Origin of the sequence: Pseudoalteromonas sp. GABNS16E (assembly GCF_028598715.1) — a bacterium.
Taxonomy (GTDB): Bacteria; Pseudomonadota; Gammaproteobacteria; order Enterobacterales; family Alteromonadaceae; genus Pseudoalteromonas; species Pseudoalteromonas atlantica.
On sequence record NZ_JAQREZ010000035.1, the window covers coordinates 23479 to 47916 of the forward strand.

The 24438-nt window shown below is 41.2% G+C and carries 24 protein-coding genes and 1 pseudogene; 14 read left to right on the plus strand and 11 right to left on the minus strand.

Annotated features, from left to right (window positions below; genetic code table 11):
• Nucleotides 1-40 precede the first annotated feature (40 nt).
• Complete coding sequence (locus PSI06_RS14025; protein WP_273604051.1) at nucleotides 41-463, plus strand: DUF1801 domain-containing protein; 423 nt, start codon at nucleotides 41-43, stop codon at nucleotides 461-463.
• A gap of 279 nt (nucleotides 464-742) precedes the next feature.
• On the opposite strand, the gene PSI06_RS14030 is transcribed toward PSI06_RS14025, so the two are convergent.
• On the minus strand, nucleotides 743-1582 hold the full coding sequence (locus tag PSI06_RS14030) for an isopenicillin N synthase family dioxygenase (RefSeq protein WP_004589526.1): 840 nt from the start codon (nucleotides 1580-1582) through the stop codon (nucleotides 743-745).
• Nucleotides 1583-1849: 267 nt separating this feature from the next.
• On the opposite strand from PSI06_RS14030, the gene PSI06_RS14035 reads away from it, so the two are divergent.
• Nucleotides 1850-3052, plus strand: coding sequence for a bifunctional alpha/beta hydrolase/OsmC family protein (locus PSI06_RS14035; RefSeq protein WP_273604049.1), 1203 nt, complete (start codon nucleotides 1850-1852; stop codon nucleotides 3050-3052).
• A 377-nt stretch (nucleotides 3053-3429) separates the two neighbouring features.
• On the opposite strand, the gene PSI06_RS14040 is transcribed toward PSI06_RS14035, so the two are convergent.
• Nucleotides 3430-4170, minus strand: a complete 741-nt coding sequence (locus PSI06_RS14040) for an alpha/beta hydrolase (protein WP_273604047.1) — start codon at nucleotides 4168-4170, stop codon at nucleotides 3430-3432.
• A gap of 124 nt (nucleotides 4171-4294) precedes the next feature.
• Here PSI06_RS14040 and PSI06_RS14045 point away from each other — a divergent pair, with 124 nt between their 5' ends.
• Nucleotides 4295-4618 carry a hypothetical protein gene (locus PSI06_RS14045; RefSeq protein ID WP_004588950.1) on the plus strand — a complete coding sequence of 108 codons (324 nt, stop codon included), beginning with the start codon at nucleotides 4295-4297 and terminating at the stop codon, nucleotides 4616-4618.
• A 90-nt stretch (nucleotides 4619-4708) separates the two neighbouring features.
• Here the strand turns inward: PSI06_RS14045 and PSI06_RS14050 are convergent, their stop codons facing one another.
• From PSI06_RS14050 to aspS, 3 genes are all read right to left on the minus strand, one after another.
• Nucleotides 4709-5305, minus strand: coding sequence for a pentapeptide repeat-containing protein (locus PSI06_RS14050; RefSeq protein WP_264390626.1), 597 nt, complete (start codon nucleotides 5303-5305; stop codon nucleotides 4709-4711).
• A gap of 29 nt (nucleotides 5306-5334) precedes the next feature.
• The gene (locus PSI06_RS14055; protein WP_054983881.1) at nucleotides 5335-5565 is read right to left on the minus strand and encodes a hypothetical protein; all 231 of its coding nucleotides are present in this window, start codon (nucleotides 5563-5565) and stop codon (nucleotides 5335-5337) included.
• Nucleotides 5566-5752: 187 nt separating this feature from the next.
• Nucleotides 5753-7531, minus strand: a complete 1779-nt coding sequence (gene aspS, locus PSI06_RS14060) for an aspartate--tRNA ligase (RefSeq protein ID WP_029772588.1) — start codon at nucleotides 7529-7531, stop codon at nucleotides 5753-5755.
• A 608-nt stretch (nucleotides 7532-8139) separates the two neighbouring features.
• Here aspS and PSI06_RS14065 point away from each other — a divergent pair.
• Both PSI06_RS14065 and PSI06_RS14070 read left to right on the plus strand, forming a co-directional pair.
• Nucleotides 8140-8988 (plus strand): DUF72 domain-containing protein, encoded by an 849-nt coding sequence (locus PSI06_RS14065; RefSeq protein ID WP_138686104.1) that lies wholly within the window; start codon nucleotides 8140-8142, stop codon nucleotides 8986-8988.
• Between the two features lie 13 nt (nucleotides 8989-9001).
• Nucleotides 9002-9499 (plus strand): M48 metallopeptidase family protein, encoded by a 498-nt coding sequence (locus tag PSI06_RS14070; RefSeq protein WP_273604045.1) that lies wholly within the window; start codon nucleotides 9002-9004, stop codon nucleotides 9497-9499.
• 216 nt (nucleotides 9500-9715) lie between these two features.
• On the opposite strand, the gene PSI06_RS14075 is transcribed toward PSI06_RS14070, so the two are convergent.
• Nucleotides 9716-10405 carry a DUF3334 family protein gene (locus PSI06_RS14075; RefSeq protein WP_273604043.1) on the minus strand — a complete coding sequence of 230 codons (690 nt, stop codon included), beginning with the start codon at nucleotides 10403-10405 and terminating at the stop codon, nucleotides 9716-9718.
• A gap of 116 nt (nucleotides 10406-10521) precedes the next feature.
• On the opposite strand from PSI06_RS14075, the gene cmoA reads away from it, so the two are divergent.
• From cmoA to PSI06_RS14100, 5 genes are all read left to right on the plus strand, one after another.
• The gene (gene cmoA / locus PSI06_RS14080; protein ID WP_004588942.1) at nucleotides 10522-11247 is read left to right on the plus strand and encodes a carboxy-S-adenosyl-L-methionine synthase CmoA; all 726 of its coding nucleotides are present in this window, start codon (nucleotides 10522-10524) and stop codon (nucleotides 11245-11247) included.
• 12 nt (nucleotides 11248-11259) lie between these two features.
• The gene (gene cmoB, locus PSI06_RS14085) at nucleotides 11260-12228 is read left to right on the plus strand and encodes a tRNA 5-methoxyuridine(34)/uridine 5-oxyacetic acid(34) synthase CmoB (RefSeq protein ID WP_273604041.1); all 969 of its coding nucleotides are present in this window, start codon (nucleotides 11260-11262) and stop codon (nucleotides 12226-12228) included.
• A gap of 540 nt (nucleotides 12229-12768) precedes the next feature.
• The gene (purM, locus tag PSI06_RS14090) at nucleotides 12769-13821 is read left to right on the plus strand and encodes a phosphoribosylformylglycinamidine cyclo-ligase (protein WP_029772582.1); all 1053 of its coding nucleotides are present in this window, start codon (nucleotides 12769-12771) and stop codon (nucleotides 13819-13821) included.
• Entirely contained in the window at nucleotides 13821-14468 is a 648-nt protein-coding gene (purN, locus tag PSI06_RS14095; RefSeq protein ID WP_089347262.1) for a phosphoribosylglycinamide formyltransferase, read from the plus strand. The genes purM and purN overlap by 1 nt, the downstream gene beginning before the upstream one ends.
• Before the next feature lie 16 nt (nucleotides 14469-14484).
• A complete protein-coding gene (locus tag PSI06_RS14100) occupies nucleotides 14485-15222 on the plus strand; it encodes a DUF3108 domain-containing protein (RefSeq protein ID WP_029772580.1) in 738 nt (245 codons plus the stop codon).
• Between the two features lie 73 nt (nucleotides 15223-15295).
• On the opposite strand, the gene PSI06_RS14105 is transcribed toward PSI06_RS14100, so the two are convergent.
• Complete coding sequence (locus PSI06_RS14105; RefSeq protein ID WP_004587229.1) at nucleotides 15296-16060, minus strand: class II glutamine amidotransferase; 765 nt, start codon at nucleotides 16058-16060, stop codon at nucleotides 15296-15298.
• 297 nt (nucleotides 16061-16357) lie between these two features.
• Between PSI06_RS14105 and fadE the strand changes: the two genes are divergently transcribed.
• Complete coding sequence (gene fadE / locus PSI06_RS14110) at nucleotides 16358-18814, plus strand: acyl-CoA dehydrogenase FadE (protein ID WP_029772579.1); 2457 nt, start codon at nucleotides 16358-16360, stop codon at nucleotides 18812-18814.
• A 4-nt stretch (nucleotides 18815-18818) separates the two neighbouring features.
• Here the strand turns inward: fadE and PSI06_RS14115 are convergent, their stop codons facing one another.
• Both PSI06_RS14115 and PSI06_RS14120 read right to left on the minus strand, forming a co-directional pair.
• Nucleotides 18819-19931, minus strand: a complete 1113-nt coding sequence (locus PSI06_RS14115; protein ID WP_273604037.1) for a DUF6136 family protein — start codon at nucleotides 19929-19931, stop codon at nucleotides 18819-18821.
• Nucleotides 19928-20518, minus strand: a complete 591-nt coding sequence (locus PSI06_RS14120; protein WP_273604036.1) for an ABC transporter ATP-binding protein — start codon at nucleotides 20516-20518, stop codon at nucleotides 19928-19930. Before PSI06_RS14120 ends, PSI06_RS14115 begins: the two co-directional genes overlap by 4 nt.
• Nucleotides 20519-20685: 167 nt before the next feature.
• Between PSI06_RS14120 and PSI06_RS14125 the strand changes: the two genes are divergently transcribed.
• Complete coding sequence (locus tag PSI06_RS14125; RefSeq protein ID WP_273604034.1) at nucleotides 20686-22608, plus strand: S9 family peptidase; 1923 nt, start codon at nucleotides 20686-20688, stop codon at nucleotides 22606-22608.
• A 68-nt stretch (nucleotides 22609-22676) separates the two neighbouring features.
• On the opposite strand, the gene PSI06_RS14130 is transcribed toward PSI06_RS14125, so the two are convergent.
• Both PSI06_RS14130 and PSI06_RS14135 read right to left on the minus strand, forming a co-directional pair.
• Complete coding sequence (locus tag PSI06_RS14130) at nucleotides 22677-23243, minus strand: transcriptional regulator (protein ID WP_273604032.1); 567 nt, start codon at nucleotides 23241-23243, stop codon at nucleotides 22677-22679.
• Between the two features lie 267 nt (nucleotides 23244-23510).
• Complete coding sequence (locus PSI06_RS14135) at nucleotides 23511-23657, minus strand: helix-turn-helix domain-containing protein (RefSeq protein WP_223230549.1); 147 nt, start codon at nucleotides 23655-23657, stop codon at nucleotides 23511-23513.
• A gap of 180 nt (nucleotides 23658-23837) precedes the next feature.
• On the opposite strand from PSI06_RS14135, the gene PSI06_RS14140 reads away from it, so the two are divergent.
• Both PSI06_RS14140 and PSI06_RS14145 read left to right on the plus strand, forming a co-directional pair.
• Nucleotides 23838-24149, plus strand: a complete 312-nt coding sequence (locus PSI06_RS14140) for a transposase (protein ID WP_273605032.1) — start codon at nucleotides 23838-23840, stop codon at nucleotides 24147-24149.
• A gap of 29 nt (nucleotides 24150-24178) precedes the next feature.
• Nucleotides 24179-24438: pseudogene (locus PSI06_RS14145) on the plus strand (IS3-like element ISSse1 family transposase); the annotation flags it as partial.

Here is a 24438-nt window from a genome sequence, read left to right on the forward strand (position 1 = left end):
GCTAACCTTGGAGTAGCTAATAACAATACAAATCAACGCTATGACATTAAAAACTAAAGCAAACCATATAACACTTAAGCAATGCCTAGAAAGTATAGATTCAAAGCGTATTGAAGACACACAAACCTTACTAACCCTGTTTGAAAAAGTCACAGGGGCAAAGCCTGTTGTATGGGGTAAAGATATTATAGGGTTTGACCAATACAGCTATAGGTACGACTCCGGCCGCACAGGTGAATGGCCAATCACAGGGTTTTCACCACGCAAAACTAAGCTTTCTATTTATATTATGCCTGGCTTTGATCACCCCAAAATAGCTGCATTATTAAATAAGCTTGGTAAACATAGCCTAGGTAAAAGCTGTTTGTACGTGACAAAATTGGAAAATATCGATTTAGCTATACTTGAGCAAATAATTGCTGAGTCGGTTTTAATAATGAAACAAACTTACCCAAAAAATTAATACCAATCCGCTTAATTAAGTGATCTATTTTGAGAATAGATAAACGTGTTGATAGCTAGTCAATAAATTCGTTATTTAGTTGTTCTCGGCAATTGCTCCTGCATTGCTCTACCTTCTGCATCCATATAGTCATAAATGAGAATTTTTTAACGCAGATAGCGACACGTTTAGCCCCTAAAAATGATTCAACATTATTGCGGATTGGTATACCCTTGCTTAAAAACAACAAAAGCGGCTAAAAGCCGCTTTTGGTTTATATTTAACTCAATAAATATAACGTTATTTAACACCTAGCTCGCGTAAACGCTCTTGTAGGTAGCTGTCTGCCGTGTAACGCTCAGAAAGCACAACATCAGGACGTGGGTGTAAAAACAGCGGTAAAGAAATACGCGACTTAGTCGACGCTTTACCTGTTGGGTTAATTACACGGTGAATAGTCGATGGGAAGTACCCGCCCGACGCTTCTTGTAACATGTCACCAATATTAATAATTAAGCTACCAAAGTCACATGGCACATCTAACCAACCGCCATCAGTTTTTTGAACTTGCAGGCCTGGCTCATTCGATGCAGGTAACACAGTTAATAAGTTAATGTCACCATGTGCCGCAGCGCGAATTGCACCTGGCTCTTCATCACCTGTCATTGGCGGGTAATGTAAAATACGTAACAATGTTTGCTCAGAATCAGCAATCATGTCTTTTAAATCGATAGAAAACTTAGCACGTACATCGGCTGGTGCCTCTGCTTGAACCCAGCTTAAAAGCGTTGCTGCAAATTCGTTAGCTAAACGGTAGTACTCACGTACGTCGGCTTCAAGCTCTGCAGGCACGCGACCTTTAGGGTAAACATGAAAGTACTCTTTAATGTCTTTTACTGTAAAGCCTTTAGCTACCTCAGATACAGAAGGCGGGAAATAACCGTCTTGCGTTTCTTTAGAAAATAAAAAGTCGTGCTTTTGCTCTGAATTAAAAAAGTCTTGCCATTTTTCGTAAATAGACTCAACTAAAGATTGCGGGATTGGGTGATTTTTTAATACACCAAAACCGGTGTTTCTTAACGATTCAACAAAGTGAGCAGCCGCATCGGGAGCTTTATAATCAACAGTAGGTAATTGCATTGTACGTTCCAGTGAATAGGTTGTTAGAAGTGAGCTGCTTTAAAATATAGCTAATTAGCCAATATAAAGTAGCAAAACCTTCATTATAGCGCTGTGCGAGGATAGACAAACCACCCAAAAAACATAAGGACAAATGTCCTCTCGATGAAATAGTAAACAGTTTACTTGATCAAGATCAAAGCATAATAAACATTGAAATTGCACTAATTAGTGCTTATATCTTATCTATTATTGTAAAGTAATTTAATGAAACACTAAGGCTCTTCTATGCGACAAAAAGTATCTTTTAAAAGCGGCGATTTAGAACTTGCAGGCCAGCTTGAACGCCCAGCCGGCGATGTAAAGTTTTATGCTTTATTTGCACACTGCTTTACCTGTGGTAAAGATATTGCTGCCGCTACGCGCATAAGCCGCGCCCTTACCCAACAGGGTATTGCCGTACTGCGCTTTGACTTTACCGGCCTTGGCAATAGCGACGGCGACTTTGCAAACAGTAACTTCTCATCAAATATTCAAGATTTAGTGGCCGCAGCCGATCACCTGCGTACGCACTTTGATGCGCCGCAGTTATTAATTGGCCACAGCTTAGGCGGCGCTGCCGTACTGGCTGCTGCAGAGCATATTCCTGAGGTATCGGCTATTACAACAATTGGTGCTCCTTCAGATGCACAACACGTTGCACATAACTTTGAAGCCCATTTAGACGAAATAAACGCCGCAGGTGAAGCTAAAGTTAGCTTAGCTGGGCGCGAATTTACCATAAAAAAACAATTTGTAGAGGACATAGCAAAGTACGACCGTAGCCATATAGGCAAATTAAAACGCGCACTTTTAGTTATGCACTCCCCTGTTGATGCCACGGTTAATATTTCAGAAGCCGAGAAAATTTATGCATCAGCCAAACACCCAAAAAGCTTTATTAGCCTCGATAACGCCGACCACCTACTAAGTAATAAAAACGATGCCGAGTACGCTGCTACGCTTATTGCTAATTGGGCAAACCGCTACGTTAAATACGAGCAAAGCAACTACAGCGCAAAATTAGAAAACGGCAAAGTACTGGTTGAAGAAAAAGATCATATATTTACTCAGCACGTAAGTACTAAAGATCATACATGGCTTGCCGATGAGCCATTAAAAGTAGGTGGCAGTAATTTAGGCCCCGATCCTTACGACCATATACTCGCAGGCCTAGGCGCGTGTACATCAATGACACTGCGTATGTATGCAACCTTAAAAAAGCTGCCGCTTGATCATATAAAAGTAGAGCTTGAACACACCCGCGACTATTACAAAGATTGCGACAACGGCGAATGCACCCAAAACCTAGAGGCCATTACCCGTAAAATTACCCTACGCGGCGACTTAACCGAAGTACAGCGCCAACGCCTGCTAGAAATAGCCGACAAATGCCCAGTGCATAAAACCCTGCATAACAGCCCATTTGTAGTAAGTGAATTAGTTGAGTAACTAAAACAAAAATAGCGCGGCTGTGGCTGCGCTATTTACTAGGGCCTGTTTACCTTTCGAGGTTGAATTTGCAGCAGTCTGTTTGGTATTTAGGCAAGGCAGAGCCTATGTAGTGTGGTTGTTCCCCATAAATAGGCGATAACGACGTATAAATGCCAAACAGGCGCTGTCCAAAGGGTTCTGCCTAGGGACGATTAACTCTTTGTTGCCTACATGGATGTAGGTAAGGGGCGTGAGCAGGACGCGGAAGCTTTGCTCGGTTTTTACTTAGCCCACTAGGTTACAAACCTCGCGCCGTGATTAAATGGCCCCTAGATTGAACAAATTATAACCCTGAAAGGTCAACAGGCCCTGAAATAAAGCTCTACAAGTTTTTGTTAATTTAAAAACGCCTGCATTTCTTTACTTATTCTCTGTACCAGCCATTTTGGCCCGCCGTCGTACATATCGTTATGGCGCGATTTTTCAATCATTACTTGGCTAACAGGGAAGTTTTTTAGCTCTGTTTCATTTAATAAAACATTCGCATCGGCTGGGTAATCGCTACCACGCAGTGTAAGCACGCGTATGTTTTTATTACGTGGGATCAACATGCGTCGGTGATCGAGGGTAATTAGTTGGCTTACTTCATTTGGGTAAATTGAAGCATATAAAGCAGATATATCGCCGCCGTTAGAGTGGCCAAATAACGTGAGCTGGGAAAAGTTATACTCAGGGTATTGAGCACTTAGCTGATTAACTAAAAATTTAAGGGTAACCACACCGCGATGCCAGTTTTCCATGCGGGTGGTTAAATAAGGCTGCATGCGATTAAGCGCAGGGTCGGTTTTTAGCTCATGTGCGACTGCAATGCTTAAATAACCCTGTGCATTAAATAGCGTACTCGCAAACGTGTAGTCATTGTGGCTAATACCGTAGCCTGCATTTACAAATGCTACAGGGCACTTTGCGTGTACGCTGCATTGATTACTCTCATTGGGGTATGTGATATTTATAGGGATGGTCCGATTGCGGCTTTGATCCACTATTACATCATCAGCAAAGCTTAATGGTGATATTAAACTCGCGCTTAGGCTAAATGCACTTAATGTTAGTAACTTTTTTATTGTTTTATGCATGTTGTACTTATATAAATCATTGTTTTTAAATAAAAATAACTTTTACTATAAAGGTTAGCGCGCGCCATTGCTAATGTATGCGATAATACGGGTATTATTTTTAGTTAATTTAGAAAAGTACCCCATGAAATCATACAGCACTATTGAACAACGTATCGACATTTTGCAAAGTCGAATAGAAGCCTATAAAGAAGAAATTGCCGTGTTACAGGCCGAGCCAAAAAGTAACAACGAGCGTATTATTTTCAAATTTATTGAAACAGGCAGCACAGGTAAAACAAAAGACTTCGTCCGCGAACTTGGTATTAAGTCGCCGCGCGATAGCTTATATTCATCAGGCGATGTAACCAAATTAATCAAAGACGGCGCTGATGACATCACCCCTGCACTGCTTGAAATTGCCCGCACATTGGCAAACGCACGTAATAAAAATGGCCCTAGCTGTTAATACCAAGCTACAGGCCACTGTTTAATCTTATTAAAGGTTATTCATTGTTTAGAGGCTTGCAATATGCAGCTTCTAAACGCTCCTCACATATTAATCGCAAAGCTCAATGTTAAGGCTTGTCAGTAAATTAAGGGCTTCAAAGCGCTCAAACTTAGCCCCCGCTAACGTATTACTGTTTAAATCTATATTAAATTCTGTAGCCCCTACAAAGTCACACTCAGTTAAAGTGGTTTGAAAAAACTCACTATCGCGAAAATTACTTCCTGTAAATGTACTTTGCTTTAAATTGGCATGTCTAAAATCAACATTTTTTGCAAAGCAGTGAATTAATTTTAGTGATTTTAAAGTTAATTCATAAAAAGAGCTGTTACTAAGCTCACAGCTATTAAAGCTCACCGGCGCATCAATACTTAGCGCTCCCCAATAAGCATTGCTCCATTGCACGCTGTTTAACTTACAATGGCTAAAGCTTACATTTTCAAGCGAGCTGTATCCCCAATCAATGCTCGATAAATTGCAATGCTCAAAGCTGCACTCTATAAATCGACACGTTTTAAATTGCCCCTGAGATAAGTCGCAATTTATAAACGTACATGCTTCAAACTCTGTGTTTTCGAGTGTGTGTTTTGCTAGCTGTAAGGCACTAAATTGCTGATCGCAATAATAGTTATTATTAGAAATTGGCACTGTGACTACGTGTCCGTATTTAGGGTTGTTTAATGGGCATAAGGGCTGGTTTTTGGCAAATCTTGTTTAAGCGCTAATAAGGCGATAAAAATTAAGCCAAAGAGCGGAAATACCGCTAAGCATCCGCCCACAAAAGCTAAAACGCCCGGCATGGTGCTTTTGCGTTTACCTATTTTGTAGCTAATAAGCGCAAAAATTGGAATGCAAAACAAAATAAAAAAAGCTAAAAATTCACCAAATAATGTGAGACTAAACGACATAAGAACTCCCTCTCTATTGAAAAATATTTGATACCAAGCAACTTAAATATTTAACTATTCTAGCGTGCTAAATAGACTAATAACTTAACACGATTGGTATGAACTGGTTTAAATTTAACCATAAAAAAACCCCTAGGCATACTCCTAAGGGTTTTTAAATCTAGCTAAGCGCATTTGTTGCGCGGTATTACTCTTCGCTAGGAATTGCTTTTTCTACCACACTGATTGCAAGCTCAGTTAACGAGTCGCTATTAGCTTTGCTAGGTGCATCGGTTAATAAGCACGATGCTTGAGTGGTTTTAGGGAACGCAATAACGTCACGAATGTTATCGGTACCACATAAAAGCATAACTAAACGGTCAAGACCAAAGGCTAAACCAGCATGTGGTGGCGTGCCGTATTTAAGGGCATCAAGTAAAAAGCCAAACTTGTCTTGTTGCTCTTGCGCATCAATACCTAAAATTCTAAATGCTGCTTCTTGCATATCAGCATTATGAATACGTACCGAACCGCCACCTACTTCGTAGCCGTTTAATACCATGTCGTAAGCATCTGAAATAGCCGCGGCAGGGTTTGCTTCAAGCTCTTCTGCGCTAATATCTTTTGGTGCTGTGAATGGATGATGCACAGCATGTAACGTGCCTTCGTCATCTTCTTCAAACATTGGGAAGTCAACAACCCAAAGTGGCGCCCAGCTATCAAGGTTAGTGATTTCTAAATCAACACCAATCTTCAAGCGAAGCGCGCCCATTGCTTCGTTTACAACGTTGCGTTTATCGGCACCGAATAAAATAATGTCGCCCGTTTGTGCGTTAGTGCGTTCAAGTAACTGGGTAATTACCTCTTCGTTTAAAAACTTAGCAACTGGAGATTGAACGCCTTCAGCGCCTGCATCGCGGTCGTTTACTTTCATCCACGCCATACCTTTAGCGCCGTAAATGCCAATAAACTTAGTGTAATCGTCAAGTTGCTTACGCGAAAGCTTAGCGCCACCCGGTACTGTTAATACAGCAACGCGGCCTTTTTCGTCGTTAGCTGGGCCTGAAAATACGTTAAACTCTACGTCTTTTACTAAATCAGCTACATCAACAAGCTTCATTGGGTTACGTAAGTCTGGCTTATCAGAACCGTAAAGGCTCATTGCTTCGCTGTAAGGCATAATTGGGAAATCGCCTAAATCAACGTTTAGTAATGATTGCCACATTTCACGGATCATTTTTTCAGTCATACCACGTACTTGATCAGAGCTCATGAACGAGGTTTCTAAATCTATTTGGGTAAATTCAGGTTGACGATCGGCACGTAAATCTTCATCACGGAAACATTTAACAATTTGGTAGTAACGGTCAAAACCCGACATCATCAACAATTGCTTAAACAACTGTGGCGACTGTGGTAATGCGTAAAAGCTGCCTTTATGAACACGGCTTGGTACTAAGTAATCGCGTGCACCTTCTGGTGTTGCTTTTGTAAGTACAGGTGTTTCAATGTCTAAAAAGCCATTGTCATCTAAAAAGCGACGAACAAAACTGCTTGCTTTAGCGCGCAGCTTAATACGGTCGCTCATTTCAAGGCGACGTAAATCTAAGTAGCGGTACTTTAAGCGGCGCTCTTCAGAATTGGTTTGATTAAAATCAAGCGGAAGCGGCTCAGAGCGGTTAATAATAGTTAGCTCAGTACCTAAAATTTCTACTTCGCCTGTTGCCATGTCTTTATTTACTTGGCTTTCTGGGCGCGCACGTACAACCCCTTTTAACTGCACACAAAACTCTTGACGAAGTTTGTTAGCGTTATCCATTAGTCCTTCAACTTCTGGATCGAATACAACTTGTACTAACCCTTCTCTATCGCGTAAATCGACAAAGATAAGTCCACCAAGGTCACGTCGTTTGTTGATCCAGCCACATAGTTCAACTTCTTGATCTACGTGAGTTTTATTTAGCTGTCCGCAATATATAGAGCGCATAGTTTTCCTGTCAGATAAAAGGCTTAAACGGTTATATTTATTTGTTTTAAGGCGTGTGATTTAAAAAACTGGTCACCACAATACAAATAAAGCCGCTAGCAATCTAAAAATAATCAAATTAAGCCCTGCATTATACCCAAGTAGTATCAAGATGCTAGGGCGTGTTGAACGTTGGTGGTTGAATTTGCAGCAGTATGTTTGGCTTTTAGGCAAGGCAGAGTCTATGTAGTGTGGTTATTCCACATAAATAGGCGATAACGCAGCATAAATGCCAAACATGCGCTGCCCTTGGGTTCTGCCTAGGGACGATTAACTCTTTGTTGCCTACATGGATGTAGGTAAGGGGCGTGAGCAGGACGCGGAAGCTTTGCTCGATTTTTACTTATTCTTACATGGATGTAAGTCATTAGAATAACGCAGGAGCAGTTATCGAGCCACTAGGTTACAAACCTCGCGCCGCGATTTAATCGCCCCTAGATTGAACAAATTTCAATCTACAAAGATCAACACGCCCTAGAGCGTGTGTTTAGCTTTGTAATGTTAATTTGCAGCAAGCACCGTATGTATTTGGTACACTTACGCCACGAAGTCATTAAGCCACCCTTTTTATGTTATATATTGGATGCCCTCAGTGGTCGAGCAGCGCCTGGAAAGGCAACTTATTTACCCGCCAATGTAAAAATGCCGATATGCTAAGCCAATATGCCCAGCATTTTAATTCAGTTGAAGGCAATACCAGCTTTTACGCAGACCCGGCGCCAAGCACTGTTTTACGCTGGGCTCAAAGCGTACCCGAGGACTTTAAATTTACGTTTAAGTTTCATCGTCGCTTTAGCCACGAGCTTGCGCTTAGTAACGTTCAGGCAGAGCTTAATGACTGGCTTACGTTATTTGCCCCAATACTTGAAAAAACAGGGCAAATAATGCTGCAATTACCCAAAGCGTTTGGTCCAAGCGATTTACCTAAATTAACGCAATTTATTAGCTTGCTCCCCAAAGAGCTAAATTACGGCGTAGAAGTACGACATAGTGATTTTTTTAAAAAAGGTGAGGCCGAAATTGCCCTTAATCAGCTATTAATGGCAAATAATATAAACCGTATTTCTATGGATACCCGTGCGCTTTTTGCAGTAAAGCCCACCACCGAGGCTTTAATAGATGCACAACAAAAAAAGCCCCACTTACCGGTACATGCAATAGCTACTGGCTCGCAGCCGATGGCGCGCTTTGTAATAGCCGATTTACAAAACGACTATAAACCCTTTTATAAACCCTGGCTCAGTAAAGTAAAACAATGGCTTGATGAGGGGAAGTCCCCGTATGTGTTTTTTCATACTGCCGATAACCGTGAATCTCCACGACTCGCTAGGCAGTTTTGTGAAGACCTAGGGTATAATCACCCAGTATTAAACCCATTCAGCGGCGAAAAAGAAGCCCACCAGCCAACGCTTTTTTAAATAGAGAATAAAAATGAGTGAATACGCACGTTACTTTACCGGCTACCCAGCTAACATTATTGAGCAAGTATTAAGCCTTATAAATAACAATAAGGTATGTGACTACTTACTTAAAAAATACCCACATGCGCACACCATCACCACCGACAAACTACTTTACAGCTACGCCACTGATTTAAAAAAGCAGTATTTAAAAAACGCCCCCCCGTTTGGCCGCGCTGCATTTAAAAAACAAGGTGATATGGTCACCAACGCACTCGGTACTCACACCTACCGCATGCAGGGTAAAACCCGTAAACACGATTTAGCCATAAACAGTGATTTACTGCGCGCACCCGAGCCACTGTTAAAAGCACTAGTCGTACACGAACTCGCCCACTTTAAAGAAAAAGATCACAATAAAAGCTTTTATAAACTGTGCTGCCACATGGAGCCGCAATACCATCAGTTAGAGTTAGATTTACGGATTTTTTGTGTGGTGGTGGCAATGGGAAAGAATCCTTATTCATGAACGGTCAGCGGTCAGCGGTCAGCGGTCAGCGGTCAGCGGTCAGCGGTCAGCGGTCAGCGAAAAATAAATACAACCTAACTCGTAATCAAAGTTCTCAATAAAAAAAACGCGATTTAAAATCGCGTTCTCTTTAGTAACTTTTCTACTGACCGCTGATAGCTTAAAACTGACAGCTCAAAAGCACGTTGGGTTTCGCTTCGCTCAACCCAACCTACATTACAGCCCTAGCTCAGCCATAAAGTCATCATCGGCATCATCTTGTTCTGCTTCTTTTGACTTAGCTTTTGCTTTTTCGGCCTTTTGCTTAGCTTCGTTTTCGATAATGTCATCAGGGTCTATCGCTCCTACAATGTCAAAGTCATGTAGTTTAATAAACTCTGTTTTATCCATTGCCAGCTCTAGGTAAAAGATATTTTGGTTGCGCGTAGTAAAGGTTACGCGGCGTGCTTGTGGACGGTCCATTGTGGTATCAACCGATATTTGCACTTGTTTATTAATCGCCATCATTTTTGGCTGGTTTTGCGTAATAGAGGTATGCAGCTGCTCACGCACTTTAGAAGTGAAGTCACCAACAATTTGGTTCATCAGTTCGCCCATTACATTTGAAACGTCATCCGATAAATGACTGTGGGCAATTTCTTCTTCAGGCATGCCCATATTGCGCATGTAATCGCCGTAAATTTCCATTGCCGCTTGCGCTGTAAAATTAGTGACTACAAGCCCTGTAAAGCCACCATCAAATAATACAAAACAGCCAATGTCTGGACGCATACAGGTGCGCGTTATTTTTTGCACCATAGCCGAGTAGCTAATTTCGTTACCGCTGGCTGATGACAGAACACCCGTCACTGAATGACATAGGGTTGCTAATATATCGTCTGTGCTAATTACCTTACTTTTGCTCATTTAACGTTCTCTTTTATACTTATTATTCATAATTCTAGCCAAGCTACTGAATTTATCACTGACTATCCAGTATAAAATGTTAAAATAGTGCCATTATTTTTAAAGAGACTGCCTTAGTGAGTATAAAAGACAGTATTTACGCCTCTGAGCAACAAGTAAAAGATTTTAGCTTCGACCAAAATGTGGTTGAGGTTTTTCCGGATATGATCCAGCGCTCTGTGCCTGGGTACGCCACCATTGTAAGCACTATGGGTAAATTGGCCGGTGAATATGCGCAAAGTAATTCAAACCTTTACGATTTAGGCTGCTCGCTTGGTGCGGTTACCCTAAGTATGCGCCGTAATATTCGCACCGATAACTGCCACATTATTGCTGTAGATAACTCACAAGCTATGGTTGAGCGTTGTAAGGTACATTTACAAGGCTTTAAGTCAGACGTGCCTGTTACAGTAACTTTAGGCGATATTAACGAGCTTGAGATTCAAAATGCGTCGGTAGTGGCCATGAATTTTACCTTGCAATTTATTCCGCCTTTACAGCGCCAAGCCGTGCTTGAAAAAATTTACGCTAACTTAAAACCCGGTGGCGTCCTGCTCCTTAGCGAAAAAATTAAAGCCGAAAACGAGCAGTGCGATAATTTATTAATTGATTTGCACCACGACTTTAAACGCCACAATGGCTACTCAGAGCTTGAAATAAGCCAAAAACGTACTGCCATTGAAAACGTGATGCGCCCCGATACGCTAAGCACTCACTTTAATCGTTTAAGCGACATTGGTTTTAGCCAAACGCAGGTGTGGTATCAATGTTTTAATTTTTGCTCAATGGTAGCAATTAAATAAAGAGAGTGACTTATGTCTCAATGGTTTAACCAATTTTACGCAGCAATTGCACAAAGCCCACTTAGCCACTGGCTAGAAACCCTGCCCGCTCAATTAAAGCATTGGCAAAACGAGGCAAGCCATGGCGATTTACCAAAATGGCAAAAAGTACTTAAAAATCTGCCAGAAGTAAAAACAACCCACGTTGATATCGCCACTAAAGTAGAAATTGGCGCACCGGGGGAGATGAGCGAAGGCGAGCAAAAACAAGCCACGCATTTATTAAAACGCATGATGCCATGGCGCAAAGGCCCCTTTACTGTACACGGTATTGAAATAAACACAGAGTGGCGCAGCGATTGGAAGTGGGACCGCCTGCTTCCCCATATTGAGCTATTAAAAGGCCGCACAGTATTAGATATCGGCTGTGGCTCTGGCTATCACTTATGGCGTATGCGCGGTGAAGGCGCTGAATTTGTAGTGGGTATTGACCCTTCTGATTTATTTTTGTGTCAGTTTCAGGCCATTAAACATTACAACCCAGACGAAAACGTGCATTTATTACCATTAGGTGTAGAAGCACTACCCGAGCTTAAAGCGTTTGATACGGTGTTTTCTATGGGGGTGCTGTATCACCGCCGCTCGCCTATCGATTTTTTAGCGCAGTTAAAAGCGCAGCTTCGCCCAGGTGGCGAACTCGTACTAGAAACGTTAGTAATTGAAGGCGATGAAAACACCGTACTGGTACCTACCGACCGCTACGCAAAAATGCGCAACGTTTGGTTTATTCCAAGTACTGCTGCACTAAAACTGTGGATGGAACGCGTTGGCTTTAAAGATGTGCAAATAAAAGATTGCGCAATTACCACGCTTGATGAGCAACGTAGGACCGACTGGATGGAAAACGAATCATTAGTTGATTTTTTAGACCCAAACGATACCAGTAAAACCATTGAAGGTTACCCTGCTCCACTTAGAGCAATACTAACTGCCAAAGCATAAATAACTAAAAAGCACCCAGGGCGTGTTGTTCTTTGATGGTTAAATTTGCAGCAGCGTGTTTGGTTTTTAGGCAAGGCAGAGCCTATGAAGTGTGGTTATTCCACATAAATAGGCGATAACGCAGCATAAATGCCAAACATGCGCTGCCCTTGGGTTCTGCCTAGGGGCGATAAACTCTTTGTTGCCTACATGGATGTAGGTAAGGGGCGTGAGCAGGACGCGGAAGCTTTGCTCGGTTTTTACTTATTCTTACAGGGATGTAAGTCATTAGAATAACGCAGGAGCAGTTATCGAGCCACTAGGTTACAAACCTCGCGCCGCTATTTAATCGCCCCTAGATTGAACAAATCTCAATCCGCAAAGGTCAACACGCCCTAGGGTGCCTTTTTTTGTGCAATTAACAAACTAATAGCGGACAAGTGTCCTTGTTAATTATTTCAAAACTATATTTGAGCTAGCCGCGCAGTTGCAATTGTTGTAAAATACGCGCGTTTCTAAGCTATCGAAAAGCAACCCCAAGCAATTATTTGAGGAAAACCTGTGAGCGAACAAAAACAGTCATTAAGCTATAAAGACGCGGGCGTAGATATCGACGCTGGTAATGCACTTGTTGAGCGTATTAAAGGCGTAGTTAAAAAAACGCGTCGTCCAGAAGTAATGGGCGGAATTGGTGGTTTTGGCGCTCTTTGCGAAATTCCAGAAGGTTACAAACAGCCAGTACTAGTAGCAGGTACTGACGGTGTAGGTACTAAACTACGTTTAGCTATCGACTTAAAAAAACACGATACTGTAGGTATTGATTTAGTTGCAATGTGTGTAAACGATTTAATAGTACAAGGCGCTGAACCCCTGTTTTTTCTAGATTACTATGCAACAGGTAAACTAGATGTAGACACAGCGGCCGATGTAGTAACCGGTATTGGTAAAGGCTGTGAGATTTCTGGCTGTGCCCTGATTGGCGGCGAAACAGCTGAAATGCCAGGTATGTACGATGGTGAAGACTACGACATGGCCGGTTTTTGTACCGGTGTAGTAGAAAAATCTAAAATTATTGATGGCACAAAAGTAGCAGCCGGCGATCAACTTATTGCCCTTGCCTCTAGCGGTCCGCACTCAAACGGCTTTTCTTTAATTCGTAAAGTGCTTGAAGTATCAAACGCCGATACGAACCAAGTTATTGACGGCAAAACACTAGGCGAGCACTTACTAGAGCCAACCCGTATTTACGTTAAGCCTTTACTTGAGTTATTTAAGCAAGTAGACGTGCATGCCCTATCGCATATTACTGGCGGCGGCTTTTGGGAAAACATTCCGCGTGTATTACCTGATTCTGCAAAAGCAGTAGTTAAAGGCGATAGCTGGCAGTGGCCAACCGTTTTTAACTGGTTACAAGAAAACGGCAATATTACTACGCACGAAATGTACCGTACATTTAACTGTGGTGTAGGCATGGTATTAGTAGTACCAGGCGATGCGCTAGAGCAAAGCTTAAGCATTTTAAAAGAGCTTGGCGAAAACGCATGGCACCTTGGTGAAATTCAAGATGCCGTTGCCGGCGAAGAGCAAGTAGAAATTGTAGGTGGTGCTAAGTAATGGCACCCATTCGCTTAGTGGTATTAATATCAGGTAGTGGTTCTAATTTACAAGCCATTATTGATGCCTGCGAGCGCGGCGAAATAAACGGACACATAGCGGCTGTTATAAGTAACAAAGCAGACGCTTACGGCCTTGAGCGTGCAAAACAAGCAGGTATTGCTACAAAAGTGCTCAGTCACAAAGATTTTGACTCGCGCGAGGCCTATGATGCGCAATTAATGAACGTTATTGACTCTTTTATGCCAAATCTAGTTGTATTAGCTGGGTTTATGCGTATTCTTACTCCTAGCTTAGTGCAAAAATATGTTGGAAAAATGTTGAACATTCATCCATCTTTGTTGCCTAAGTATCAGGGGCTGAATACCCACCAAAGAGCAATTGATGCAAAAGACGATGTTCATGGCGTAAGTGTTCATTTTGTAACTGAAGAGTTAGACGGCGGTCCCGTTATTCTTCAGGCGCAAATACCTGTACTCAAGGATGATACAGCAGAAACATTAGCTAAACGCGTGCACGAACAAGAGCATATAATTTATCCTTTGGTGGTCAAGTGGTTCAGTGAACAACGACTTACGATGGAAGCAGATTATGCAGTTCTTGACGAAAAACAACTTCCTGCACACGGCGCGCACTACCCACAATAAAAAAATAAGTGCCCTGCTGTTATGTGTGGGCGCTTTACTTCCTACTAGCCTAATTGCAGGCGAACTAACAGAATATCAAGCCAGCTACGATATTTTACGCAAAGGTAAAAATCATGGCGAGGCAGTACGCGAACTTAAAAAAGTTGGCGAGCAAACATATCAACTTACTTATCACAGCAATATTGAGTGGATGATTTTCTCTGACAAGCGAGAAGAAACCTCAGTATTTACTTTTTTAGATAACAAAGTCACTCCTCATCATTACAATATGGTGCGTACCGGCACCGGCCCAGATAAAGATTATAAAATAGACTTTGATACACAAAATAAAGTGGTCACCAGCAGTACTAGTGAATACCCGCTAAAGTGCGAATGGACTGACGAATTTCAAGATGCTATTTCGTATCAAGTACAAGTACGCGAAGGCTTAAAAAAAGGCGAAACTTATTTTTCGTTTCCGCTTATTGATAAAAAAGGCAATCGCCGCGACTACAACTTTGAAGTGGTTGGCAAAGAAATGATTTCGCTGCCAATTGGTAACGTAGAAGCTATAAAAGTAAAACGTTTATACGATAACGATAAACGCCAAGCCCTTGCCTGGTTTGCACCAGAAATGGACTACATGCTTGTACGTATGTGGAAAGGCGAAAAAGGCATGGAGCAGTTCGAGGTACAAATGAATTCATTTACCGTTACCCAGCCTGTTTCTACTCCAGTAAGCGAAAGCAGCGAAGTAAGATCAGAAGCGCCGTAAACACGGTGATAGCAAACACAAAAAAACGCGATTTTATATCGCGTTTTTTTGTGTTTGCTTTTAGGCTATTTAACTAAATTAGTTCGCCCATTTTAAATAACGCAAACTCCCCTGGCTGCATTTTTTGCCAGCGTTCGTCGTTGGTTAACGGCCGTGTAGCTATTACTGTTACTACATCGTTTGGGGTGGTTTCTTCGTTAAAATCAACCACCATATCGGCATCAATTAACGTTGCTTTACCAAATGGCGCTCGGCGCGTTATGTAATGTAAGTTATTCGTGCAGTACGCCAATACAAATACGCCATCGGTCAATAACATATTAAATACGCCCTTTTCACGTAGCGTATGCGAAAGCTTAGCCGCATATCTAAATACAGAGGCCATATTAGAGGGACGTTTTGGGTATTTTTCACGAATTTTATCTAGCAACCAACAAAACGCCAGCTCACTGTCGGTGTTGCCCACAGGGCGATAATATTGTGGTTTTAAATCGTGATAGTTAGATAACTGGCCATTATGTGCATAGGTAATTTCGCGTCCCCAAAGCTCACGGGTAAACGGATGGGTATTTTCAAGGCACACTCGGCCACGGTTTCCTTGGCGAATATGGCTAATTACCGACACACTTTTAATGGGGTAGGCTTTTACTAGCTTGGCGATTTCTGATTGATAGCTTGGCTCAGGATCTTTAAAGGTTCTACACCCTTTACCCTCGTAAAACGTGATACCCCAGCCATCTTTATGCGGGCCAGTATTACCACCGCGCTCTAATAAACCTGAAAAACTAAAACAAATATCCGTAGGTACGTTGGCTGACATGCCAAGTAATTCACACATTAATAAACTAACCCTTAAAAAATACGTATAAATAGCGCTGTACTTTACTGTGCGCTACAACAGACATACTTACTTAAAAAAACTTTTTTGGCTAGCTGATTTACTGATTTTTAGTGCTTAAATAATTGCTGTGATTGAATTAAACATAGCAGTGGTGCATGTTTGTTCCTTATAAAGGGAATAATGATAAGCATAATGGCTAGTTTGTCGTTAATTTAACGCTGTAATGTACTTGAAACTTACGCTCACTAGCGCTACTCTAACTGAGGTGGTCTGACCTCTATTAAGGAATAAGCAATGACACTCATATTTACACTCGGTTTAATCGCACTGCTCAGCATCGCGGTTTACCACAGAGCGAGTTGGAACACAGCACTTGGTGTTTCTGCCGCAACATTACTAATTGGTACCTTTGCAGGTGCTTTTGGTTTAATTAGCTGGTTGATCTTTTTGATCATCGCAGTTCCTCTTTCTGTTACTGGCATTCGTCAGCAATATATAATCAAGCCGATTTTTACTACCTTTAAAAAAGTAACGCCGAGCATGTCTGACACTGAAAAGTCAGCAATCGATGCCGGTACTACGTGGTGGGAAGCTGATTTATTTTGTGGTAACCCAGATTGGAAAAAGCTACACCAATACCCAGTACCAAAACTGACTATTGAAGAGCAAGCCTTTATTGATGGCCCTGTAGAAGTAGTATGTAGCATGCTAGATGATTGGGAAGCAACACACGAGCTTACCGATTTACCGCAAGATGTATGGCAATATCTAAAAGATAATAAATTCTTTGCCATGATCATCAAAAAAGAATACGGCGGTTTAGAGTTTTCTGCGTTTGCACAATCATGTGTTCTGCAAAAGTTAACCAGTAAATCGACCTTACTATCGTCAATTGTAGGTGTACCTAACTCGTTAGGCCCAGGTGAATTACTTCAGCACTACGGTACTGAAGATCAAAAAAATCACTATTTACCGCGCTTAGCCCAAGGCCAAGAAATTCCATGTTTTGCATTAACCTCGCCAGAAGCAGGCTCTGACGCGAGCTCAATTCCAGACTATGGTGTTGTGTGTAAAGGGCAATGGAACGGTGAAGAAGTAGTAGGTATTAGCCTTACCTGGAACAAGCGTTACATTACTCTTGCACCAGTGGCTACAGTACTTGGTCTTGCCTTTAAACTACAAGATCCAGATGGTTTACTAAGCGACAACAAAGAGCCAGGCATTACCTGTGCACTTATTCCAACTAACACGCCAGGTGTTGAAATTGGTCGTCGCCACTTCCCGCTTAACGTACCATTTCAAAATGGCCCGACTCGCGGTAAAGACATTTTTGTACCCCTTGATTACATTATTGGTGGCCCAGAAATGGCTGGCCAAGGCTGGCGCATGCTGGTTGAATGTTTATCGGTTGGCCGTGCAATTACATTGCCATCAAACTCTGCCGGTGGTATTAAAACAATTGCCGTAGCAACAGGTGCATACAGCCGCATTCGTCGTCAGTTCCGTTTACCAATTGGTAAAATGGAAGGTGTTGAAGAGTCACTGGCTAAACTTGCTGGTTACGCTTACAGCTCAGATGCAGCCGTTAGTATGTCAACAGGTGCAGTAGATTTAGGTGAAAAGCCATCGGTTGTTTCAGCTATTATTAAATACCACCTTACCGAGCAAATGCGCGAGTCGACCATTCATGCAATGGACGTACTTGGCGGTAAAGGGATTATGCTTGGGCCAAATAACTATTTAGGTCGTGGCTATCAAGGTGCCCCTATTGCTATAACAGTAGAAGGTGCCAACATCTTGACCCGTAATATGATTATTTATGGTCAAGGTGCAATTCGCTGTCATCCATTTGTACTAACCGAGCTTGGTGCTTGTGAAATTGAAGACCGCGAAGAAGCGCTTAACGTATTTGATAAAGCGCTAATGGGCCACATTGGCTTTACAATGTCGAACCTTGTACGTACTAAGTGGCTTGCGCTTAGTGGTGCACGTTTTACTAGCGTACCGTACAAAGACGACACCGCAGAGTTTTACCGTATAGCATCACGCTTTAGTGCATCGCTTGCGCTTATGTCTGACATTAGCATGGCGGTATTTGGTGGCTCGCTTAAACGTAAAGAACGTATTTCAGCACGTTTAGGTGACTTACTAAGCTACTTATATTTAGTGTCTGCAACGCTTAAGCGTTATAACGATGAAGGCCGTAAACAAGAAGATTTAGCCCTAGTAAAATGGAGCTGTCAGGATCATCTTTACCACTGCCAACGTGCCCTTGCTGATTTAATCAATAACATGCCCTCTGCCCCATTACGTGGCGTATTAAAAGTATTGTTATTCCCGTTTGGTCGCCCGGTTCGTAAACCTACCGACAAACTTGAGCATAAACTAGCACAACTACTTCAAGTACCTAGCGAAACGCGTAACCGTTTAGCAAGCTATGTTTACTTAAAAGATGAGCCACTAAACCTAGTTGGCCGTCAAGAGCAAACACTTAAAGACGTACTGGCTGTAGAGCCGTTATTTGAACGAGTATGTAAAGAAAAAGGCCTTAAACTGCCATTCTTCCAACTTGATAAAGTAGCGCAAATGGGCCTTGAAGCTGGCATATTAAGCCAAGCAGAAGCTGATAAATTAGCCGCTGTTGAAAAAGCCCGCTTAGACGTAATTAACGTTGATGACTTTGACCCAGCTGATTTATTAGCAGGCAAAGCCGCACGTAAAAGTGAAGACAGCAAAGCAGATGCAGCTTAACCCGTTAGGTTAACGCAGCCAACAGTCCGCCTGTTGTGATCATCCAAACCAGCGCGTAATGCGCTGGTTTTTTTTGCACGATAGCTTGTTGGAGTGTGCACCAAATAATGCCAGTTAATAGCAACAAGCCACTTGCTTGGTTGAATAAAGCAAAAAAACCAATAAGCGAAAGTAAGAGCACAATTAAACTAGGAACAAATTGGCCAATAAAAAATGCTGTTTGCTTATTCTGCATTTTAAAAAACACACTATATTGTTGATGTAGATGACTACAATCAAATTGTAATGAACTACTAAACAACACCACAAAAGCTAGTGACAAAATACTAAATATATCTGCTAAATTAGCGCGCTCTTGTAGTAGTACCTCAAACGCCATAAATACGCACAACAATAAAGCACCTCGCCAAATCAAAGTCCAGCTGTTGTGTATAAAAAACATTAGCCAAAAGCCTGTAAGTGAGCTTAGATCTAACTTAGCTGCAAAATTAAAAGGTACCATTAAGGTGCTTAAGGCAAATAACAGCACAAAGACATACTGATAAGTCAGTGGGCTTACATCAAACGGTAACATTAGCCACATTGCAGATAACAAAAATCCATAAACAAGCGCAATTGGCTTGTATAAGCATAAAATGCCGAGCGTAAATTGTAATAGTAAAAACACCAAAAAATGCGGCACCCTAAGCCACTGGTTTATGCTCAGGTCAATCGCGATAACAAGGCTTGCAATCAACCAGCCATTACTTAACAGCAAAAGCTTTATATCCATCAAACCAAGCCAATACCGCTTTACCAATGTCTGTTGAAACGCTCGTTGGGCTGAGTTTTTTATTGCAGACTTCATTGCGCTCAACATTACACTTTGTAGCAGCAAATACAGCCAAGCCATTTTCGCACCATATTGAGGTGCATCACTACTATCAATAATTTTTCCAAGCCCTAAAAAAAGTAGCAATATCAAACCCAACACTGACGAACCTAACACCACTAAAAATAACACCCCAAAGCTTTTCAGTTGTAATAATAATTGTGTAAGTTCAGTCTTGTATGCCTGAAAACGATAATCCATAAAAAAGCGGTATTGGCCAATTGATTGTTTTAAATTTGCAATCATAAAGGCATACACTCAAAGCCATGCAGTAAAAAAGGCTCGGGCTCGTGACAGGTAATAATTATTTGACCTTGTGGCTTATTTACTAAATATTCATCAAGTAAAATTAGTAAATACTCAATACTCGCTTGATCAAGTGCTGCACTGGGTTCATCTAACAGTAAATACGGTGCATCGCGCATAAGCGCTAAAATTAACTGACACTTCTTTTGGTTTCCTGATGATAGAGCGTCAAAGCGCGTATTTAGAAATTCATTAAAATTAAACCCATCGACTATAGCTGTTGGCCAACAACAGCCAAATGTATTTGAGGATAAGTTAATTATTTGCTTTGCTGTTAAAAAGTCGGGTAAAGCAATACTGTCAGAGGCTATAGCAACTTGCTTATGTGGTTCGGTTAATGTGTTTCCAGAAAACAAAAGCTCACCACTTTCGTAAGTTTCAAGCCCCGCTAACATCATCAATAGAGTTGTTTTCCCTTGGCCATTAGGTGCTTCGATGCATATTTTAGGTGCACAGAATCGCACGTTATAACCGTTGTACAATATGTTTTCAGCAAACTGTTTATGTAACCCAATGACTTCTATCATAAATACCCACTTTTCAACGAGTTATCATTATAGCGAATACTTATATAAAAACGATTTATGGTTTGTAACACTTTATTACTGTTTGCATATCAGAAATACTTGCGTTTGAAAAACGTTCGGTTAACACTTCTAAATGAAAACATAACTATAAACCAAGGAATGTACCTATGAAAAAAGCCCTCAAACTTGCCTGTATTACCTGTGCTGTATCTCTTGCATTAGCGGGTTGCAATCAATCTAATAGTTTAGGCTCTAGCGCTGTAAAAACTGAGCAAACACAACAAGTAAAAACCTACGACGCAAAAACTTTTTTTGACACCACCTCTATTATGGGCAGTAGTTTTTCACCAAGTGGTGATAAAGTGTTAGTCAGTAGCGATGAAAGCGGTATTTACAGCTTATACGAAGTCGATGTTAAAACCGGTAGTAAAACCCGCTTAACTAATTTTGAAGACAGTACTTACCCAGTACGCTATTTCCCTAATGATGAGCGTATATTGTTTACCAAAGACTCAGGCGGTAACGAACGGTACCATGTTTACGTGCGTGAAGTTGACGGTTCAATCAAAGATTTAACCCCTGGCGATGAAACACGAGCTGGCTTTGCAGGTTTTACAAAAGACGGCAGCCAGTTTTTTATCTCAAGTAATCAGCGTGATGCCAAATTTATGGATTTATATCGTGTAGATAGTGAAACCTATAAAGTGTCTCCTGTTTATCAAAATGAGCTCGGATTAGATGTTGGCGCCATTAGCCCCGATGGACGCTTTATTGCTTTATCTAAAAATAATAGCAATAAAGACAGTGATACATACATTCTTGACACTTATAAAAAAACCCTCAAGCCACATCTTATATCCCAGCATGATGATCCCGCACAATATACGCCTGAAACCTTCTCTGCTGATGGTAAATATTTATATTACTCTACAGATGCAAAAGGCGAGTTTTCACAAATGTGGCGCTATGAGTTAGCCACAGGTAAACACACGCCGGCCTTAGAAGATGAGTGGGACGTAACCTTTATCTATTTTTCTAAATCTGGTCGCTACCAAGTAAGTGGTGTCAATGCCGATGCCAGTACCAAAGTGTCTATTTTAGATACTCTGACAGGTAAACAAGTTGCTATGCCCGCCCTACCCAATGGTAATTTACACGGTGTGAATTTCTCAAGTGACGAGAAAACCATGGCGTTTTATTTAAACTCAGACACCTCACCAAGCAATTTATTTGTTTGGCAAGTCGGTAGTAATAAAGCTAAGCAGCTTACTAACACATTAAGTAAAGTCATAGATAAAAACGACTTAGTAGAGAGCACCATTGTACGCTTTAAAAGTTTTGATACTCTAGAAATACCAGGCGTGTTGTATAAACCAAAACAAGCCAACAGAAACAATAAAGTACCTGCGCTGGTGTGGGTGCATGGTGGTCCTGGTGGGCAAAGCCGTACTGGTTACAGAGCAATGCAACAACATTTAGTTAATCATGGCTATGCTATTTTTGCAGTTAACAACCGGGGGAGTTCAGGGTATGGCAAAACATTTTTTCATTTGGATGATAAAAAGCACGGCACTGACGACTTACAAGATATTGTGTACGGTAAAAAGCACCTGCAGAGTTTAGAGTGGGTTGATGCAGATAAAATTGGCATCATAGGGGGCAGCTACGGCGGCTTTATGACTGCTGCAGCCCTTGCTTTTGAGCCGGAAGAATTCAAAGTCGGTATTAATATTTTTGGGGTTACTAACTGGGTAAGAACGCTAAACTCAATTCCACCCTGGTGGGAGAGTTTTAAAAAGGCGTTGTACGATGAAATGGGCGACCCTGCAACAGATGGTGAGCGTCATCGGGCTATATCGCCACTATTTCATGCTAAAAATATCACTAAACCTTTAATGGTAATACAAGGCGCTAACGATCCACGTGTTTTACAAGTTGAAAGCGATGAGCTCGTTGCCGCAGTCAAAGCCAATGGCGTGCCAGTAGAGTATGTATTGTTTGATGATGAAGGGCATGGTTTTACTAAAAAAGAAAACCGTATAACAGCCTCTAACGCTTACTTAAACTTTTTAGATACCTATCTAAAATAGCGCTTAAGCCCATACAACTATGGGCTAAATTTAAGATAAAAGCTGTGTGCTTGTTTGCATACAGCTTTTTATGGGTGACGCGTTAATTTTGGTTCTAATACCGCCAGAGCTAAACCAAACACAGCTGCAAATAATCCAATAAACTCAAGCCAGGTATTACCTGCATGTGATATGTAGCGTGGGACAGCATTTGTTGTATAAACACGTTTACCACCCGTCACGTCTTCGACAAATGATTCACCGATATACTCATCCATTAATTTAAAAAGTTCAACACGCCTAGCAAGCATCTCTTTAAGTTTTGCTGTACGCTTTTCAGCACTGGGATCTATTATATAATCTTTCCAATGATTGAAAACATTGAGTGGTTCATCATTTTTAATAATTCCAATTGAGCGATACTCATAAAAATGTTCGTTAAACACATAATTTTTATGGCCTGCATAAAATAGTGCACACCCAAACGAAATTAAAAACATTGCTAAATAAATCAATTTACGCTGAGTTACTGAAGTGCTCACAGCTTTATTTTTATACCACTGTTCAACATCCGGTATCTGCATAAGCCTAGTTTTATCATGACTTGATACAAGCGGCTTCATAAACTCATCAATTGAAAGATCTAATGCTATCAATAAGGCTCTAAATATTTCATTCGAGGGAATTGATTTATCGTTTTCAAGTTTTGATATATACCCAAACCACCTCAAGATGCAGAATTCAGCGTCTCACAGGGGCTTAATATCAAGGCGTTACTTTGCAACAATGGCAGTCCTTTTTAAGAAGTAACAACGATGAGAGTAAGTGCCTGTGAAACGCCCAAAGGGTTGGTTTAAAAGCGATTGATACTGCGTTATTGATTTTAACAATAGAACCACTATTAATTGCAATCAATGCCTTGCCTAAATCGCTTTTAATTCCAACTGAAACTCGCATCTTGAGGTAGTTTGGGTATGATTTTGCTCTATCCCCACTTGCTGAGCGAACTCTGGTTGGCTCAATTTTTTATTATTTCTAAGCTGCTTTACTTGTTGACCTAGTGTGCTCATTTTAGTGCTTCCTTTTTTAAAGTGAGACTAGATTCTTGGCTATTCATGCAGATATAAGAAGCTGAATATTAAAGAATAGGCAGGAATATTAGCTGGTTAGCATTAAGTAGTCGATTTTTTAGCTGATAGCTGATTGATCTGACTCCATAAAAGTAGACACCTATTTAGGAGTCAGTTCTCATGAAAGTAAAAGCGTTTCGTAAACATACAGAGGAATTTAAAAGAAAAGTGGTGCAGGAGTCATTAGACTCACACGGTACCGTTAAAATGACCGCTAATAAATACGGTATTCATCCCGATATGCTGTCAAGTTGGAGAAGTAAAATGACCTCAAGAAAAGAGCCTAAGCCACTTAAAAACCATGGTCCAGAAAAGTCATATAAAGACCTTGAACGTCAAGTTCGTAACCTTGAAAAGCAGCTTGAGGACGTACAGTTGGAGAACGACATACTAAAAAAGGCGAGGGCCTACTTCGACAGTCTAAAAGAATAAGGTTTCAATATATTCATAAGACCACGACGGTGAAGAAAACAGTAAGCAAGTTATGTAAGTTATTATCTGTTTCTAAGGCTGGGTATTACAAATGGTTGAAACAGTCGTCGAATCCAGTTGAAAGAAAAAATGATTTTTTACTTCAGTTTTTAATAAAAAGAGGTAATGAAGAGCACTGCATACCTGGTTACAGAAAATTGTGGCAAGCCGCCATAGCCGACGGATATGATTGCAGTAAAGGCCGAGTGCAGCGTTTATTACAAAGCGTAGGTTATCGCTCTAAATCAGG

Bases quoted from the DNA above. Each gene is read 5' to 3' on its own strand.
- purN (WP_089347262.1), top strand. From the start codon at position 13,821: ATGGCACCCATTCGCTTAGTGGTATTAATATCAGGTAGTGGTTCTAAT.
- PSI06_RS14075 (WP_273604043.1), bottom strand. From the start codon at position 10,405: ATGAGCAAAAGTAAGGTAATTAGCACAGACGATATATTAGCAACCCTA.
- PSI06_RS14025 (WP_273604051.1), top strand. From the start codon at position 41: ATGACATTAAAAACTAAAGCAAACCATATAACACTTAAGCAATGCCTA.
- cmoB (WP_273604041.1), top strand. From the start codon at position 11,260: ATGTCTCAATGGTTTAACCAATTTTACGCAGCAATTGCACAAAGCCCA.
- PSI06_RS14030 (WP_004589526.1), bottom strand. From the start codon at position 1,582: ATGCAATTACCTACTGTTGATTATAAAGCTCCCGATGCGGCTGCTCAC.
- PSI06_RS14120 (WP_273604036.1), bottom strand. From the start codon at position 20,518: ATGATAGAAGTCATTGGGTTACATAAACAGTTTGCTGAAAACATATTG.
- PSI06_RS14035 (WP_273604049.1), top strand. From the start codon at position 1,850: ATGCGACAAAAAGTATCTTTTAAAAGCGGCGATTTAGAACTTGCAGGC.
- PSI06_RS14040 (WP_273604047.1), bottom strand. From the start codon at position 4,170: ATGCATAAAACAATAAAAAAGTTACTAACATTAAGTGCATTTAGCCTA.
- PSI06_RS14140 (WP_273605032.1), top strand. From the start codon at position 23,838: ATGAAAGTAAAAGCGTTTCGTAAACATACAGAGGAATTTAAAAGAAAA.
- aspS (WP_029772588.1), bottom strand. From the start codon at position 7,531: ATGCGCTCTATATATTGCGGACAGCTAAATAAAACTCACGTAGATCAA.
- PSI06_RS14125 (WP_273604034.1), top strand. From the start codon at position 20,686: ATGAAAAAAGCCCTCAAACTTGCCTGTATTACCTGTGCTGTATCTCTT.
- PSI06_RS14070 (WP_273604045.1), top strand. From the start codon at position 9,002: ATGAGTGAATACGCACGTTACTTTACCGGCTACCCAGCTAACATTATT.
- PSI06_RS14045 (WP_004588950.1), top strand. From the start codon at position 4,295: ATGAAATCATACAGCACTATTGAACAACGTATCGACATTTTGCAAAGT.
- PSI06_RS14065 (WP_138686104.1), top strand. From the start codon at position 8,140: ATGTTATATATTGGATGCCCTCAGTGGTCGAGCAGCGCCTGGAAAGGC.
- PSI06_RS14105 (WP_004587229.1), bottom strand. From the start codon at position 16,060: ATGTGTGAATTACTTGGCATGTCAGCCAACGTACCTACGGATATTTGT.
- PSI06_RS14115 (WP_273604037.1), bottom strand. From the start codon at position 19,931: ATGATTGCAAATTTAAAACAATCAATTGGCCAATACCGCTTTTTTATG.
- fadE (WP_029772579.1), top strand. From the start codon at position 16,358: ATGACACTCATATTTACACTCGGTTTAATCGCACTGCTCAGCATCGCG.
- PSI06_RS14135 (WP_223230549.1), bottom strand. From the start codon at position 23,657: ATGAGCACACTAGGTCAACAAGTAAAGCAGCTTAGAAATAATAAAAAA.
- PSI06_RS14055 (WP_054983881.1), bottom strand. From the start codon at position 5,565: ATGTCGTTTAGTCTCACATTATTTGGTGAATTTTTAGCTTTTTTTATT.